This is a genomic window from Rhodospirillales bacterium, from assembly GCA_016712595.1.
GTDB lineage: Bacteria > Pseudomonadota > Alphaproteobacteria > Rhodospirillales > Defluviicoccaceae > Defluviicoccus.
Genome location: JADJQT010000005.1, coordinates 1 through 17,119, shown reverse-complemented (window position 1 = coordinate 17,119; position 17,119 = coordinate 1). Strand labels below are relative to the sequence as shown.

The following is a 17,119-nucleotide window of genomic DNA, read 5'->3' as shown; positions in this document are numbered from 1 at the left end:
GCGCGGCCTGTTATTCGTCCGGGGTTTCCCAGGGGTTGATGATCGGCACACCGCAACCGGCAAAGCCGTTTTCGTCGCGCGTTACCACCGTTGCGCCATGCGCCTTGGCAATGGCTGCAATCATGGCGTCCTCGGTAGCGATACGCCGTCCGGTACGCTGGCGCATTGCGCGGATGTCAGCGCATGCTTCCGCCGCATGGCTATCGAAGGGCAGGACGCGGTCGGCAAAGCCCTGGACGATGAGTTCGGAGAATTTTCTGTCCAGTTCGACTCGCCGCTTGCCTTCCGGCAGGACATGGATACCGAAACGGATTTCCATGGTTGAGACGGCCGTAATCGCCATCTCCATCATGGGCTGCGCCCCCACCCATGCCAGTACAGCGGGCGCGGGATGCGGGCGCATGAGTTCTGAAACCAGATTGGTGTCGAGCACGAGCATCAGTCGAAGCGTGGCGGCTCACGCCCCGGTTCACGAAGGGGAAGCTCCAAATCAACACCATGGTCAGGACCAAACAGGCGTCGAGCGACATCCACCAGGCTCTCCGCTGTCCGTTCCGTTTCGCAAGCGTGGGTCAAAATCCGTCGTGCTTCCTCTTCCATCGAGTGCCCCTGCTGGGCGGCGCGCACACGCAGCCGGTTCTTCACTTCCGGGTCGAGCTTGCGAATCGTGAGGGTGGCCATCGGGCTGCCACTATGCAGAGTGTCTAAGTGCATGCACTGAGTATAACATTATGCATGCATTGCTGTCAATGCAGCGGATGGCGTTCGGTGTAACCGGCGAAGAAACCGAGGAAGGCCCGATCCAGATTCTGCGGCAGTTCCTCCTTCCCCGCCATCCAGGAGCGCCACTCCTCCTCGACGAAGTAGATGTCGTAGCCGGGGAAGAGACGGCGCGCCTCTTCGTAGGTCGCGGTGCGGAGCAGTCCGCTGCCCTCCCTCTTCCCCCCGAAAGAGACATCCTCGACCGTGCCGTCGATGCGCGCCTTGCGCCCGACCTTGGGACGATTCAACTCCGCCATGACGCCGCTGACTTCCTCCTGCTCCTTGCGTACCCAGCGCAGGCGCACACCGCTGACTTTGCGACCTGATTTCAGGGGATCGATCTCGACGGTGAAATCCGACAGCGCGTTCACTTCCTTGATCGCCGGAGCCAGCGCCCGCTGATGCAGATTGCCCCACATCGGCAACTTGCCGCGCGGCACGCCGAGCAGCTCGCGGAATTCGCCTATCTCGAAATCCTCATGGCTTTTCATCGTCATGTTGCCGCGCTTTTGTACCATCTCGTAGAGCGCGAGCGCGTATTTGCTCGACAGCGCGAACATCACCTCCTTCTGGAGACGCGCGAAAATCGTGCTTTCCTTGATGATTTCGCGCAGCCGCGCCGGGAACTCGTAGCGCAGCATGCCGTCGGGCGATTCGTGCTCGGTATTGCTGCCCAGAAGCTGGACGCGCTCGACCGCGCGTTCGCCGTCGCGCACCACCCGCACCTTCACAATCGCCGCCATCAGGCGCTCAATCGAATCCCCCACCCGGTCATTGGCGTTGTGACTGCCCCGCAGATCGCGTTTGGCGATCACATGCTCGCCGGGTTCCTGGATGCGATCCCAGGCATGGGCGAGAAGCTGGTTATAGATGCGACGGTCGTTCAGGGTGAGCGGCGTCATCTCGACCAGATCAACCAGTTCCCCTGGCTTGATGATCGAGCTTTCCGTCGGTTTGGCTTCCAGCGTGCGGTAGGCTACGGCGCGTTCCATAACATGAATGAATAACAAAAGTTATAGTTTCTGTTATACATCGCCGCGCGATTCGTGCAACCGGAAACCGCAGGTCACGCCGCTACCCTGCACTACCCCACCCAAAATGTTAGAGTTGGTCTCCGGCCCGCGCATCAGTGGGCCGCTGCGAGCCTCCGCAACCCGCTGAGAAGATACGAATATCTCAAGATGTTGTGGGACGCAGGTGCGGGAGACCTAGCCCCCACCCAAAAAGTTAGGGTTCACAGGGCGGAATGCGCGCCCGTGCGAGCCCTCCCAAAAAGTTAGTTTTGCCATCCCAAGACGTTAGGATTCGCACCCAGGATGTTAGCGAAGTCATCCCGATTTGTTATAGTTAGGCGCGCAACTCATTGAACTAACGCGCATTTTTGCGCCCGAACATAGAACATTTAGAACAAAAGAACACCACCGCACGTTATCCACATCTATAACATCACCCCGAGAAGCCTCGCTACGCTCGGCACACGGCGCCGCTTAACAGCGGCAAGTTTATCTTTAGTCTCCGCTGGCGCGCGGAGCCGGGCCTTCGGCCCGCCCAGCCAAATGTGTGCCGCCCTTTAGGGCGGCACAACTTATCCTTCTTAGCCGAAGAAAAGGATACCGACCGGATCGTGCGCCCTGTCAAGGCTGCGTCCCTCAAAAGGGACGCACCGCCTCCGGCGGCTTACGGCCTTGACAGGCCACCCGCCCGGCGGTCACCGGAAGGTGTCGGCTCCGAAGGGATGTCAGGCTTACGTCTCTCCAAAGGGATGTCGGTTGATAATGCGTCGCATCCGCGACCATTCCGGGCTAGTGGCAGGTGCCGTATTTCTGGTCTCCCCAGAAGCAGCCAATCGAGGTGTCAGGTTCCGCATCCTCCTCCCTGCCGCCGCTTTGCGGGCTGTCGTCACGGCGGTAGTTGCTTCCGCTGTTTGCGCTAGCTGGTTCATCATCGCCGCTAAAACAGCCCAAGAGAGCGCAACCGATCACCCCCGCCGCCGCGAGGCCAATTCCCAATAAGACGGAGTTATCCGTCGAACGCTCCGGTTCGGCATAAGAAGGCGCGGGAGCATTCGGGATCGCCGGGGTCAGTAGGCGGGGCGCTTCCGCAGCGGAAGGCGCGATACTGCCGACCAGCATACTGCCACTAAGCAAAACACACGCTACAGCCTTCATGCCGCGCCGCGTGATATTGCCCTGTCGCGGCCGACTACTTCGCCTCATCTCCTGGTTCCTCCTTTGCAAGGCCTCACCTGGCGGGGCGGTGTGCCCCGCGCAGTCAGGCGTAGGCAAGAAGATGAGAAGCAAAAGTAATGCCTGCCGGAGCAGCAGGCCATGAACTGGGGCACAATTCTGAGTTGGGCGCTCATGGCAGCGGTTGGCAGTATTTTGCAGTCCCGCCCCGCGTGGCGGGCACAGATCACGCCGCCGCTGCTCTGGGCAGCAGGCTTCGCCGCCGTCGGCGCTGCCGCTTTTTATAGCATTCGCGCCTTGAGGCAGCGCAAAGGCGCGGCGACGAGCGCTGCAAGCGTTCCGTCCTCCCCTTCCCCTCTCGCAGCCCCTGCTCCCTGCCCGGCGGACGGACGACGCCATCCCCTCTACCGTGCGGTGCGCGTCGCGCTGTTTCTCTTCTCCGCAGGGCTGTTCGTCACCTCGCTCGGCGGTATCGTGCGTCACGCCGATACGCTTTTTTATGCCGCCGAACTGCAATTGCCGAAGAGTGACGCTGAGTTCAAGGACGCCATCCTGGTGCAACTGGCGATAGCGACCGCCACGCTCGACTATGATTCCATCATCCTGCAAGCCCTCGCCGAGGACGACATCGCCCGCGCTGAAATCTACGCCAATGTCGCCCGGCGTATCGGCTTCTCCCTGAAGCCGGATACCGCGCGGCGGCTGGAGGACGCCACGGGGCTCTGGGCAACGCTGCGCAGGGACGGGGAGGATGCCCTGGAGGGAGCCTGGAGCGGCAAGGTGGAGAGTACGGCGAGCTTAATCGGCGCAGGCGTGGCAGATTTCTCCGGCTTCGGTGACATCCGCGACATCTGGAACCAGGGCGGGGCCTGGCTCGAAGGAAAGTCTTACGATGAATACCTGCTTGGCCTCTCGATCTTCGGCCTGGCCGTTACCGTGATCGACCCCAGTCAGGTGCTCAATACCGGCGCGGCCATCCTCAAAAGCGCCGCCCGCCTGCGGCGGGTGAGCGTTTCGTTGGTGCGGCGGCTGCGGCGACTGGTCGCCGAGACGGTGGATATGGGCGCGGCGAAGACCGTGGTGCGCAATCCCTCCGCCGCCGGTGCCGCGCGGGTGATCCGCCGCGAGAGTCTCCCGGAGCTGCGCCGGGTGGCTACCGAGGTAGGCACCATTTACGACACCGGCGGCAGCAGGGCCGTGCTCATGGCCCTGCGCCACGCCGATGACGTCGAGGAGCTCACGCTGTTCGCGCGCGTGTCGCGCGTCATGGGCAAGCAGGCCGGTGAGGTGATCGAGATCGCCGGGAAACGGCTGAAGACGGTGTTTCGCGTCGGCAGGCTCAGCACCCACGTCGCCACCGTCATCACCGGCTGGGCCGCCGCCCTCGCCGGGGCCGTGATCGGCCTCGTCACCTCTCTCTCGGAGATGATCGCGCGGCGGCTCGGCACCGGGATCGTGCTGCGCGGCCTCGCCGCGTATCTGGCCAGGAGAATGGCGAGCGCGGGGTAGATCGCAGGCCGGTACAGCAGCATACCATTATACTGGTATACTAGTATAATGGTATCGTCTCCCCTCCCCTCCTCTCAAAGGAATCGGAGCCGGGGCGCGGCGTTGCCGCGCGGGAGATGAAACCTCCCCACATCCCCGATGAATCCCCTATCCCCCTTCACTCCAACACCGCCTCCTGCGGGGGACGGCCCGGATGCGGATCGAAAAGCCCCGCGCAAAGCGGGTCATGCAGGTAGTTGATCCGCCGTGAGCGAAAGGAACGACCGCCTTCGAGCAGCAGAAGCTGTTCGTCGCGTCCGAGCGCCATTACCCCTTCCGGCGAGACATCCCCCAGCAGCCGCGCGTAAGCCTCGGCCATCCGGCCATTGCGCGCGGCAAAAAGCTGCACCACCCCGGCATTGTCCACCAGCACCATCGCTTCGCCGCCATAGGTGGCTTCAAGCTGCGCCGCCTCGTCCATCAGCATGAGAGTGCGTTGCGCGGGCAGCCGGGTGCGCGCTGCCAACGCGAGGATCAGCGTACCCAGCCATAGCCGCAGTAGCGGACGGTGCGATACCAGCTTGTTTGGCGGTACGACGATGAACAGGCTGAGCGGTCGCCCTTCGACCAGGTCACCCAGATCGAAGCTGGTGCGGTCGGTCGCGGTGCGCACTACGCCTGAGCCAAACAGCGGCAGGTGCTGGCGCGCCGTGGATTGGACGCTGGGGCGCGTCTCCCGCTCCGGGTGGTTCAGGAACGCTGCAATCTCCGCGATTGCCGCCGGGTGGCGTATCTCCCCGCTGTCGAGCATGCCGGAGAGTCGGTAGGCGAGATCGCTATCGGAGAACAGATCGTAGAGGCGGCTGAAGCAGCGCTCCTCGGGTGGGCAATCCGTCAGCAGCCAAGTGAGCAGGCCGGTAATGAAGGCCTGCGCGGTAATGTCCCAAAACGGGTCTTTGTGAGAGAGCTGGCCGCCGGTCAGCAGCGTCGCCAGGCTCGCCGCTGCGTCTTCCGGGCGACCCGGATCAATCAGCCCGGCAAGGTCAAGCGGGTTCAGCGCATCGGCGGGCTGACCGGTGGTGCCGAACACATCGAGCAGCACGACCTTCTGGCCGAGCTCTTCGCGCCGCCGCTTGGTCACGGCATACACCTCGCCCTTGGGGTCAAAGACAATCAGCGGGCCGGGATAGAGCAGCGCGTTGGGTATCACGCAGCCGACCCCCTTCCCTGCCCCGGTCGGCGCGATGGTCAGCAGATGCGCGTCGCCTGCGTAGGTGACGAGCGCATCACCGCCCTCCTCCGCGTCGCTCAGAAAGCCGGGCCGCTGCCGACCGGCGCAGCTACGCCCCAGGATAAGGCCGCCCGTCATCGCAGCGGCCGGCAAGCCGGTAGACCTGTATACCTGTATACCGGGAAAACGGCATAACGCTGTACCATTGCTGCGCACCCGAGGGAGATACCCTACCTGTATGACAGCGTAACGCTATACCGGTATACTGGTAAACCATTAAAATGGTATAGCGGTACAGGTTCCCTCTGGTGTGTCGCGCATGCCGCAGCACCGGTAAACCGCGATAGCGGTATAGCGGTTTACCCTTCTACTGCTTTACCGGTGCAATGGTATGATGGTACGGCTGGATTTAAGAACCAGCAGCCGGGAGCGATGCATGCGCGTGATTTCATTCGTCAGTCAGAAGGGAGGGTCGGGGAAGACGACGCTCTGCTTCTCCCTTGGCGTCGCCGCGCGGGAAGCGGGGCGCAAGGTCTTCATGCTCGATCTCGACCGACAGGCCTCGCTCAGGGACTGGTACGCCGACCGCGAGGCGGAAGAGCCGGAGGTGGATACCGTCGAGCTACCGAAGCTGGAGGAGGCGCTTGCTGGCCTGGAGAAGCTCGGCTTCGATTACGTCTTCATCGACACGCCGGGCAAGGACGATCCCGCCAACAGCAAGGCGATCACACTGTCCGACTTCTGCCTCATCCCGTGCCGCCCGACGCCGGGCGACCTCAAGGCGATCCGTCCGACCATCGCGAATGTCGATCGGGTCGGTACGCCCGCCGCGTTTGTGCTGACGCAGACGCCGCCCAAGAGCTTCCGGGTGCATGAGGCGAAGACCGCGCTCTCCATGCTGGGCCTGGTCGCCACGACCTGCATCGGGCAGCGCAACGACCATCAGGACTCGCAAGGGGCGGGGCTTGGCGTTACCGAGTACGACCCCGGCGGCAAGGCCGCCGAAGAGGTGCGAGAACTCTGGCAGTGGATCGAGAAGACCATGCGGAAGGTAGGCAATGGTAAAAAAGCCGCGTAGGACGCTCTCCGCAGCACTGGCGAGGGAAGGGGAGGGGACGGAGCCCCAAGCGCCCGGCGGCGCAGCCGCCGCGACGCCGGAAGCCGCTGCTCTCGCACCGAGCGGGCTGGAGACCGTGCGCTATACGGCCTACCTGCCCAAGCCGGTGTACCGCCAACTCAAGGAACTCGCCTACACGCATGACCGCAAGATGCACGACTTCGTGCTGGAAGGTTTAGACCTCGTCTTCCAAGAACACGGCCTGCGTTCCATCCACGACCTGACCGCGCAGGACGAGTAAACCAGCGTACCGGTATGCTGGTTTAACGGTGTAATGGTATAGCGGCCTACCGGTTTTAACCGCACCCATTAGCCGCGTAGGACGCGGTCGGCCGCATTGGCGAGCGAGGAAGGGGAGGGGGCCGAGCCCCCAGACGCCCGCTGCCGCCGCACCGGTTGCGCCTGGCGGGCCGGAGACGGTGCGCTATACCGCCTACCTGCCCAAGCCGGTCTATCGCCAGCTCAAAGAACTCGCCTACACGCATGACCGCAAGATGCACGACTTTGTGCTGGAGGGCCTCGACCTTGTCTTCCGCGAGCACGGCCTGTGGTAAACACAGGAACTCGTGTCAGAGAACGACTAAATAAGAGTATGCTTTCGTGTTCTGGCTGTGTGCGGCATGTATTATCACAACTTTTATGTTGCGAATAGATATATATTAATTTATGACGATGTGTAGCATTATCCGTACGACGTAAATATTTGTATGGCACCATTACAAAAAGATATGTTTTCGCATCTCGCCAAGTATAATCTCTGTATAGGCCGCATGATGCTTGGTGTATGGGCGCTGCTTGTCGTGCATTACATATTGGGGTTGGTGCTGGGAGTGTCTTTCGATGGCGTGGCCAACTATTTCGCACCGTTCTTAGCGGATTTGCCGATTTTCCCGCGGGTGGCAGCATACTACGCGCATAACCCGGAAGCACTGGCACAGGCGCGTTCCTTTTATCTCGTGAATAACGGTATATTCTTCCCGGCGCTCGCTATTTGCCTTATCAGCGCGCTGGCGAACATTATGCCAGCGTACCGGGCAATAGAACAACGCATAGAACAAGAAGAACAAAAAACAGAGGCGCGTAAAAAATGGAAAGATGTAAGAACGAGCGTGTTTGCTGTGCTTCTGTGTTTTTATATTATTAGCGCTCTCGTAACGAAGTTGGCCGGATATACGCAATTACCAGAACAAGGGGTGGGACGCGGATTCGCTGTTATCTTAGGTCAGTTCCTATCTATAACGTTTATATTAGCAACTCCACACATTATCGCCCCATCTTTATACACTGTATTTCATACAAATAATAAAAGGAACACGTTATGACATGCTTACCACATCCGCTTTATGCCGATGATACGACCGCCGATGAATGGCTGGCAGCTGCCGGTGGAGTTGCAGGATTTTTGGCTGCGTCGGAGGTGCTTGGGCCATATAGCGCGCCACTAGCTGCATTGGCTTTTGCTTTTGGTACGGGATCAGCGATTGCCGCTTCTTGGGAAGACGGAGATTTTGATTGGAGTGGATTTGAGCGTTCGATGGCCGTACTAACGGGATCGACCATCTTATCCGGCACTGTACTTAGTCCAATACATACTTTTATCGGAGAAGCTACTGAAAGCTGGATATCTATAGCACTAAGTAGGTTTCCCGAAAGCACGGCAGCAGCACTATATTCAGGTGGTTGGGCCGCTCTGACCGGCGCCTATGCTGTTAACCCACTCCTCGACAAATTATTAGATATTGGGTGTGGTCACAGTGATCCTACATACGGCGATTTTCTCGTTGACGACGCAACGAAAATCGATCCGCTTGTCATTGACCTTAACAGAGACGGTCACGCGGACTTTATCCCATTAGTGGACTCGCCGGTATTCTTTCAACCCGGAAGTTACGCGCCAACTTTCGTGGGCATGGCAACCAGAACAGGATGGGTGGGGCCGACAGATGGCTTGCTTGCAATAGATGGTGACGGCAACGGAACCATAGATGGTCATAGCGAACTATTCGGCAGCGAACTTAGCATCTGGGTAGGTCTTGATTATAAGGACGGATTCAAAAAGCTCGCGTCATATGACCTCAACCACGATAACGTCATCAACAGTCAGGATGCGGTGTACGACCGCCTGCTCGTCTGGCAAGACCTTAACACCAACGGCTATTCTGAGCCGAACGAACTCAAATCCTTACAACAGGCGGGTATTGCTTCGATCAACCTTAACGCCGATGCTAACCTAGCTAGCACCGTCACTTATCAGGCTGGCGGCACAGGAGCGATCTGGGATGAGTTATTCGGCCATAATTATACTGATTCTGTCTACCAAACAAAGGCCCCATTCGCGCCGGAGGTGTTTGACCTTCCACAATTGGATGGATTGGGTAACAACAAAGACTTATGGAGGGCGATGACGGACGATCCGCAATTGCATGACATGGTAGAGAATTTCAAGAACGGCATCACCACGACCGATCTCGCAAGTTACCGCAGCGCATTCGAAAACATTCTCTTCCATTGGTTTGGCGTGGATTACTATGCAACGACTGATTACGTCCCGTATGTGGATGATCGCGTTTATTATGCGATGTCACTGATGACAAATGCGATCGTTCAACCGAATTCGCAAATTCGTGGGGATGAACTGCAAGCAACGTGGGACGGGTACGTCAATACGACGCTGCTAAAGTTCGCAGCGCAGATTCCTACTTCAGAGATGGTGAATGCATTCTATTTGGCGCTTGATCACCTCCAGCATTTGCAAGAAACAGGTACTGATCTATCGTCTCTTTCGGTGGCGCAGATAGATGCAGAGATCAAGTCGTACTTCGATGCAGGAAGCAACTATGCACAAAATCACCCTCTGAAGGCGCTGGGGCTGGACTATGATTTTGATCAAGATATACTAAAAGGCGATCCCGGAAAGATTCTAGAAGGACTCGTCGCAGGACTACCGAGCAATCCTGCTCAGCAGCAGAGCTACTGGGACAACCAGTTACTTCTCTTTGATGGTCTTGCTCGCACCGATTTGGCGATGGGCGCTTCCGCTGCCCCTGTGGAGAAGGATAATAGAATTATCGGCACAGGAAATAATGAAACACTCAATGGTGGGACATCAAACGACATCATTCTAGGCGGTGGAGGAAACGACGTTCTAAATGGTGGGAACGGAGATGATGTGCTCTTCGGTGGAACTGGAAACGACACACTTGTGGGCGGAGAAGGACAGAACACATATTACTGGAATGCGGGCTTCGGTAGCGATGTAGTAGACAATAGTAGTACATCGCTTTCATTGTGGGACGTGGACACCTTAATCATTGGCAAGGGCGTTGATCCTGACACGGTGCTGGTTCAACGAAATGGAAACGATGTGATTTTACGTGATCCCGTGACGAACAGCACCGTCACGATACATGATCAACTCAGCAATATTGGAATACATGAGGTCGGCCGCATTATGTTCGAAATGGGTGAAACGTGGGATGGGAGCGAGATTCAGGATAAAGTAATCGCTGCTGGCATAACCAATGGCAACGATTACATAATGGGACTGTTTGGGAGCAACACGATAAACGGCCTCGGTGGTGATGACACCATTAATGGTGGCCAATATTATAGTTTTGATACACTCGATGGTGGGGCGGGAAAGGATGTGTTGACAGGCGGCCCGGGCAATGATGTGTTCAAGTTTTCGGCGCTGACCGACAGTGTCAGCACGAACATGATGCAGGATCGCATCACGGACTTTGTCGTAACACAAGACAAAATAGACCTCACTGGGTTGGGATTTACCGGGCTAGACACGGACGGCGGAAATACGGAACCCAGTGAATTGCGTCTGATATATGACGCAGCATCTAATCGCACCTATGTGCATTCTGATCAATCAACATTCGAGTTCTATCTCGATGGCAATTTTACAAGCACACTAACAAGCAATAACTTCATATTTGATCTTACCACAGGTTCCACCACCATCACCGGTACGTCAGGTGCGGATAGCCTGACGGGTACCGCAGGGGCGGACACCATCCTGGGGTTGGATGGAAACGACTTCCTCTACGGTGGCGGTGGCAACGACAATCTGCAGGGAGGTGCGGGAGACGACCGCCTCTTTGGTGATGACGGCAACGATCTTCTCCAGGGCGGTGACGGCAATGACGTGCTTATGGGGGGCAATGGTAATGATACGCTCGATGGCGGTGCGGGTACGGACACGGTGGATTACCGCTATTCCAGCGCCAACTGGACGATCAACCTGGCAACGGGTGTGGCGACGACAGGCAGCGAGACAGACACATTACTCAATCTCAGCCATGTACAGGGCAGCCAGGGCAACGACACCATCACCGGTGACAGCACCATCAATACGCTGATTGGCAACGATGGCAACGATTTCATTTACGGCGGCGGCGGTAACGACCATCTTCAAGGCGAGGCTGGGGACGACCGCCTCTTCGGAGATGACGGCAACGATCTTCTCCAGGGCGGTGACGGCTACGATTATCTCACCGGTGGCAATGGTAATGACACGCTCGACGGCGGTGCGGGCGCCGACGTGGCGGATTACCGCTATTCCAACGCCAACTGGACGATCAACCTGGCAACGGGTGTAGCTACATCGGGTAGCGAGACCGATACCCTCATCAGCCTCAGCCATGTGGAAAGCAGCAATGGTAACGACACGGTGACCGGAGATAGTGACATCAACACACTTAAAGGCAATAACGGCAACGACTTCCTCTACGGTGGCGGTGGCAACGACAATCTGCAGGGAGGTTCGGGGGACGACCGCCTCTTTGGTGATGACGGCAACGATCTTCTCCAGGGCGGTGACGGCTACGATTATCTCACCGGTGGCAATGGTAATGACACGCTCGATGGCGGTGCGGGTACCGACGTGGCGGATTACCGCTATTCCAACGCCAACTGGACGATCAACCTGGCAACGGGTGTAGCTACATCGGGTAGCGAGACCGATACCCTCATCAGCCTCAGCCATGTGGAAAGCAGCAATGGTAACGACACGGTGACCGGAGATAGTGACATCAACACACTTAAAGGCAATAACGGCAACGACTTCCTCTACGGTGGCGGTGGCAACGACAATCTGCAGGGAGGTGCGGGGGACGACCGCCTCTTCGGAGATGACGGCAACGATCTTCTCCAGGGCGGTGACGGCTACGATTATCTCACCGGTGGCAATGGTAATGACACGCTCGATGGCGGTGCGGGTACCGACGTGGCGGATTACCGCTATTCCAGCGCCAACTGGACGATCAACCTGGCAACGGGTGTAGCTACATCGGGTAGCGAGACCGATACCCTCATCAGCCTCAGCCATGTACAAGGCAGCAATGGCAACGACAACGTTACCGGCGACAGCAATGCCAATACGTTGATTGGCAATAACGGCAACGACACGCTCAGCGGCGGCGATGGCGATGACAAACTTTACGGCATGCTGGGGGGGGATTCCATGTCCGGTGGCGTGGGTGCTGATATTTTTGCCTTCCAGACACTCTCTGATTCCACATCTTCTGGTCAGGATGTCATCACCGACTTCACCAAAGGCACGGACAAGATCGACTTCTCCGGCATCTCTGCCATCGCTAGCATGAGCGATTTGACCCTGTCGCTTTCCGGCGGGAACACCCACATCGTCCACGGCACTTTCGACCTGCTGCTCGACGGCGACTTCACGCAAGGCGCAAACCAACTTGCGGCGAGTGACTTTGTATTTTAGAGAACAAAACAGGTACACGCGTCTTAGTGGCATGCCGCCGTTAATGGCTGATACCCCCGTCGGCGCTTGGCGGCGGCCATCTCCTGACCGGCGGCAACAGCATCCTCCTCCTCGGTGAACCAGCATTCCATCCGACCACCGCGCCTGCCAATGCGCCCCCATTCCCGCACCATCGCCCATTCGCCGTAAAGGGTAGGGAGGACGGTGACTCGGTAGTAGCGGTGCAGGTTCCGCGCGGCGTCGCGTTTCTCCAGGTAGGCAATCGTCATTCGTTGGACTCCATGACCGCGCTCCTGCCTCCCGGCAGGTGCCGGTAGAGCGTTGAGGGCACGACGCCGAGCCTGCGCGCGACCTGTTCGACCGTGATACCGGGGTCGCGCAGCAGGGCTTTCGCGGCCGCCAGGTCGTCGGGCGACAGGGCAGGGGGCCTGCCCCCGGTGCGACCTCGCGCGCGGGCAGCATCGAGTCCGGCGCGGGTGCGTTCGCGGATGACCCCGCGCTCGAATTCGGCCAGCGCCCCGAAGATATGAAAGATCAGCTTGCCGCCGGAGGTGGTCGTATCCATTGCCTCGGTGATCGAGCGCAGGCCTATCCCCCGCGCGGCGAGCGCCTCGACCGTCTCAATCAGTTGCTTCAGCGAGCGGGCGAGGCGGTCGAGTTTCCAGATCACCAAGGTGTCGCCCTCGCGCATGTAATCGATCGCGGCCTGAAGCTGCGGTCGCTCGCGCTGCGCGCCGGAGGCCTTCTCGGTGAAGATTTTTTCACAGCCCGCCTGCATCAGCGCATCGAGCTGAAGGGCAGGGTCCTGATCCTGCGTTGAGACACGGGCATAACCAACGAGCATAGAATCTCCGAAAACTTATCATCACCATACATTATCGGAGAAGACATTTCAAGAGATAGTTTTCGGAGATAAGCAGGCGGCAAAACACGCTTCGCCAGACCGGGGACGGCGGGTATTGCAAAAACGGTCGTTTTTCGGATATCAGTATATTGATCCTTGCTTCTTCAATCACCCTAGTGGTTGAATCTGGCGAGTCCGGCTGGTAGAACGGTGCGACTAAACCCTTATGTGTAACCGCAAATGCAGCGGCGCCGTTTATGGTTGATATGAAAAGCAATTCCACCAGCACTAAGAATAAGAAGAGCGCGGCGAAGAATGGCCGGGTCTCTGGCGATCTATCAACTACGCGCGAGCTACCATCACCTTCCCCGTGGCCGGGCGCAAACGCCCGTCTATTAGGCCTAGGGGTAGGGTTGCCTATTTCACCCCTAGAAAGGCTCGGCGGCTTCAGTGCTGACGACTTTGAACGATTTGTGCTCGAATGGGCGCATGATTACCTCACCAAGAGAGTGCCTGAGATTGTCGAGGTGCAGCAGCGCGGGGGGGCGGGTGATAAAGGCCGCGACATCATTGCTTGGATCGACCCGTCCGACGTTACGCCCCGTCGCTGGCACCTCTATCAGTGCAAGCACTATGCCTCGCGGCTTTCTGCTGACGAGGCGGCCAGAGAAATTGGAAAAATACTATATTACACCTACACCGGAGACTTCTCTTCACCAGAAGAATACTATTTTGTCACCCACAAAGGTATTACAAACCCACTACAAGACCTGCTCGATAATCCAGCCAATTTGCGGCAGTATATTATAGATAACTGGGACAATCACTGCGCAACAACAATTACAAGCACGAAGCGCATTAAGTTAGACGCGGCGCTCCAGAACCATATCAGTAGTTTTAATTTCTCTATTTTTCGTGCCAAACAACCTATAGCGCTATTAGATGAGCATAGACAGACGAGGTATTATCTTGCTGTTTTTGGAGCACCTCTTATCAACCGCGATCCCGCTCCCAAACCACCATCTGAGGTGGCAGCAGTAGAGAGCGGATATGTACAACAGTTATTCGATGTAATAGCAGAATACTTACAACTTAGCGTTACCACTATAAGCGACTTTTCGCATAATGACTATACGCGAAAGCTCTTTGAGCGATCACGTATAATGTTTTATAGTGCAGAAGGGCTTAAAGAGCTCGCGCGTGACCAAATGGCGGACGCTGAATATTTTGACAGTCTTCTCGATGCTTTCTGCGATGGTCTTTATTTTGCGTATACAGACCCTACAAAAAGGGGGCTCCAGCGGCTTCAGCATACGGTTTTGTCTGCGCAATCCCTACAACTTGGGGGGCACGTTCTAGAGCCGCACGCTACACCATGCGACCGCGAAGGTGTGTGCCATCACCTCGCAAATGAAGACCGCGTACGGTGGTGCGAGCGATAATGGCACAGACATCAGAGCACAAGCCCGCAGGCAGACCCTTTAATTCACCACTCGAATACGGATTGCGGATGCTGTTTCTTCTCCACGCAACGGCACCGAAAGAGGCGGACCTGCAGCGTCTAATCAGCTATGACTATCTTCTTGTTCACTCTAATGATGTGGAAAAGGGGCCACATAGCCTTCACCCGGCTGTGCCGTTTCGGGGGGCGGAGTGGCTCGTCAAGCGAGACATGATCCGCGACGGCCTCGACCTGATGTTCTCGCGAGAACTGCTCGACAAGCGGTTTACGCCACACGGCATCACCTACGCTGCGAACAAGCTCACGAAAGCGTTTCTGTCGCTTTTGAAGTCCAAGTACGCACGTGAATTGGGCGCTCGCTCTCAATGGGTAAGCGGCCGCTTCGGCGAACTGTCCGACCAAGCGCTAGGAGCCTTCATGTCCGAAAACATCGGACGGTGGGGTACCGAGTTTGAGCGCCTAACCGCGCTTCGTGAGTTGGAGCTGTAGGCATGATGCAGCTTCGCGAAGTGCGCCTCGTTGGCACTGGAGTAAAAGACGCGGTGGTTACGTTCGCGGCAGGTGCCAATGTCATAACCGGCGATTCCGATACCGGAAAAAGCTACATGCTCAGGTGCATAGATTTTGTGCTTGGCGCCGATGAAATGACAAAAACAATTGACGAGGCAAAACTTTACGAAAGAGTGCTCGTAGAATTCAAAAATAATGATGGCGATTTTCTCACCCTGGAGCGCCATCTCAGCGGCGGCGACGTGGCTGTGTATCATACCCCGATTGATGAAAGAGATGGGGCGGCAGAGACTGTTAATTGGAAGAGGAAAGGACGAAGCACAGCACCAGATGTAACTTCCATAATCTTTTCCTTTTGCGGGATGAAAGAGGCGGCGTTACGAACCAATAAAGATGGAGCTGTGCAAAGGCTATCTATAAGGACCATGCTGCCGGTGTTTTTAATAGATGAAATTTCTATTCAAGCAGAACAGTCGCCTATTTTCGGCGAGAAAGGATATGACGAAACACCGCGCAAGCGCATGTTTTCATTTATTCTCACAGGCAAAGATGACACTGGGATAATCTCCCAGGAGCGCCGCGAGATTACACAAGCTGAGCTTAAAGCGAAGCTTGGCCTCATAGATAGCCTGTTAGAACCGATTGAAAAGCGGCTGCTGGAACAAGAAAAAGAGTTGAGTGAAGAGGATGTCTCTACTATAGATCGGGTAGACACCACGATAGAACGACTTTCGGCAGCATTGACAGAAAACAATGGTGAGCGCGTAAAGCTTCGCACCGAACGACTGGAGGCGATTGGCAGGCAACAACATGCAGAAGGGCAGATAGTTGCCATAGACGAACTCATAAAGCGTTATCGTCTCTTAGAACAACGGTACACCTCGGATTTAGACCGACTCGATTTTGTCTCAGAGGGCGCTCATTTCTTTAAGGGTTTACAAAAATCGCATTGTCCGCTCTGCGATCAACCGTTAGGGCCGGAACACGCCGAACATTTTAAGGAGGAGGCGGTACGCTCTGTGTACGAGGCAGCACAAGCGGAGGCGGCGAAAATACATGGACATCGCACAGACTTGGCTCTCGCAATGGAGAACCTGCAAAGCGGCCGGCAGCAATGGATTGCTGGACGGGATGACGCGGCAAGCAAACTCACGCGCATCGATCGCCGCGTCAGTCGAGAGCTCACGCCCCGTCTTCAGGAGACAAAAGCGCGGCTTGATGAATTAATACAGCGACGCCTTGAGCTGGAAGGTATAAAGTCAGATGCGGATCAAGCGACTGCGCTGCGCGATAAACGAATAGAATTCGAAAAAGCACTTGGAGAAACTACAGGCTCTGCGCCCAAAAAGTGGGCAAGCATAGAGCCGTCATCACTTCACCAGCTTTGTATGGAAGTGGAATCTGTCCTTAAAAGTTGGGGTTGGCCAGATACCGTGCGCGTGGAATTCGATGAGGGAAAAGCATTTGACATCAAGGTCGACGGCAAGGCACGGCAGTCGCATGGGAAGGGTTATCGCGCGATTCTCCATGCTGCATTTTCTATCGCCATATTGCAGTACTGCGTGAAGAATGGGACGCCCCATCCGGGGTTTCTTGTGATTGATTCTCCATTGACGCCTTTTAAGAAGACGGAAAAGAGGACACAGTCGGATACGATAGACCCTGGTATAGAAGAGCGATTTTGGAATAGCCTGCTATCGATAGACCCCAGGCACCAAATAGTGGTGCTTGAAAACAAGGAACCGTCCGGGGCGGTGGCGTCGTCGGTCAACTACATCT

The 17,119-nt window shown here is 57.0% G+C and carries 14 protein-coding genes; 8 read left to right on the top strand and 6 right to left on the bottom strand.

Annotated features, from left to right (window positions below; translation table 11 throughout):
* Positions 1–10: 10 nt before the first annotated feature.
* The 3 genes from IPK66_17730 to IPK66_17720 form a co-directional block, all read right to left on the bottom strand.
* The gene (locus IPK66_17730; GenBank protein ID MBK8177026.1) at positions 11–439 is read right to left on the bottom strand and encodes a type II toxin-antitoxin system VapC family toxin; all 429 of its coding nucleotides are present in this window, start codon (positions 437–439) and stop codon (positions 11–13) included.
* A complete protein-coding gene (locus tag IPK66_17725; protein ID MBK8177025.1) occupies positions 439–681 on the bottom strand; it encodes a plasmid stabilization protein in 243 nt (80 codons plus the stop codon). Before IPK66_17725 ends, IPK66_17730 begins: the two co-directional genes overlap by 1 nt.
* A gap of 65 nt (positions 682–746) precedes the next feature.
* On the bottom strand, positions 747–1,754 hold the full coding sequence (locus IPK66_17720) for a replication initiation protein (protein MBK8177024.1): 1,008 nt from the start codon (positions 1,752–1,754) through the stop codon (positions 747–749).
* A 1,335-nt stretch (positions 1,755–3,089) separates the two neighbouring features.
* Between IPK66_17720 and IPK66_17715 the strand changes: the two genes are divergently transcribed.
* On the top strand, positions 3,090–4,457 hold the full coding sequence (locus tag IPK66_17715; GenBank protein ID MBK8177023.1) for a hypothetical protein: 1,368 nt from the start codon (positions 3,090–3,092) through the stop codon (positions 4,455–4,457).
* Positions 4,458–4,614: 157 nt separating this feature from the next.
* On the opposite strand, the gene IPK66_17710 is transcribed toward IPK66_17715, so the two are convergent.
* Positions 4,615–5,820: a type IV secretory system conjugative DNA transfer family protein gene (locus IPK66_17710; GenBank protein ID MBK8177022.1), complete on the bottom strand. Its 1,206-nt coding sequence runs from the start codon at positions 5,818–5,820 to the stop codon at positions 4,615–4,617.
* Positions 5,821–6,103: 283 nt separating this feature from the next.
* On the opposite strand from IPK66_17710, the gene IPK66_17705 reads away from it, so the two are divergent.
* From IPK66_17705 to IPK66_17690, 4 genes are all read left to right on the top strand, one after another.
* Positions 6,104–6,745 (top strand): ParA family protein, encoded by a 642-nt coding sequence (locus IPK66_17705; protein ID MBK8177021.1) that lies wholly within the window; start codon positions 6,104–6,106, stop codon positions 6,743–6,745.
* Entirely contained in the window at positions 6,726–7,025 is a 300-nt protein-coding gene (locus IPK66_17700) for a hypothetical protein (protein MBK8177020.1), read from the top strand. Before IPK66_17705 ends, IPK66_17700 begins: the two co-directional genes overlap by 20 nt.
* A 466-nt stretch (positions 7,026–7,491) precedes the next feature.
* On the top strand, positions 7,492–8,106 hold the full coding sequence (locus IPK66_17695) for a hypothetical protein (GenBank protein MBK8177019.1): 615 nt from the start codon (positions 7,492–7,494) through the stop codon (positions 8,104–8,106).
* Complete coding sequence (locus tag IPK66_17690; protein ID MBK8177018.1) at positions 8,103–12,524, top strand: calcium-binding protein; 4,422 nt, start codon at positions 8,103–8,105, stop codon at positions 12,522–12,524. The genes IPK66_17695 and IPK66_17690 overlap by 4 nt, the downstream gene beginning before the upstream one ends.
* Positions 12,525–12,547: 23 nt before the next feature.
* On the opposite strand, the gene IPK66_17685 is transcribed toward IPK66_17690, so the two are convergent.
* Together IPK66_17685 and IPK66_17680 are read right to left on the bottom strand one after the other, a co-directional pair.
* Entirely contained in the window at positions 12,548–12,793 is a 246-nt protein-coding gene (locus tag IPK66_17685; protein ID MBK8177017.1) for a WGR domain-containing protein, read from the bottom strand.
* The gene (locus IPK66_17680) at positions 12,790–13,368 is read right to left on the bottom strand and encodes a recombinase family protein (GenBank protein ID MBK8177016.1); all 579 of its coding nucleotides are present in this window, start codon (positions 13,366–13,368) and stop codon (positions 12,790–12,792) included. The genes IPK66_17685 and IPK66_17680 overlap by 4 nt, the downstream gene beginning before the upstream one ends.
* A 257-nt stretch (positions 13,369–13,625) precedes the next feature.
* Between IPK66_17680 and IPK66_17675 the strand changes: the two genes are divergently transcribed.
* The 3 genes from IPK66_17675 to IPK66_17665 form a co-directional block, all read left to right on the top strand.
* Positions 13,626–14,810 (top strand): hypothetical protein, encoded by a 1,185-nt coding sequence (locus tag IPK66_17675; protein MBK8177015.1) that lies wholly within the window; start codon positions 13,626–13,628, stop codon positions 14,808–14,810.
* The gene (locus tag IPK66_17670) at positions 14,810–15,319 is read left to right on the top strand and encodes a hypothetical protein (GenBank protein MBK8177014.1); all 510 of its coding nucleotides are present in this window, start codon (positions 14,810–14,812) and stop codon (positions 15,317–15,319) included. The genes IPK66_17675 and IPK66_17670 overlap by 1 nt, the downstream gene beginning before the upstream one ends.
* Positions 15,320–15,321: 2 nt before the next feature.
* Positions 15,322–17,119 (top strand): hypothetical protein (locus IPK66_17665; protein MBK8177013.1); only part of this gene is annotated, 1,798 nt, incomplete at its 3' end.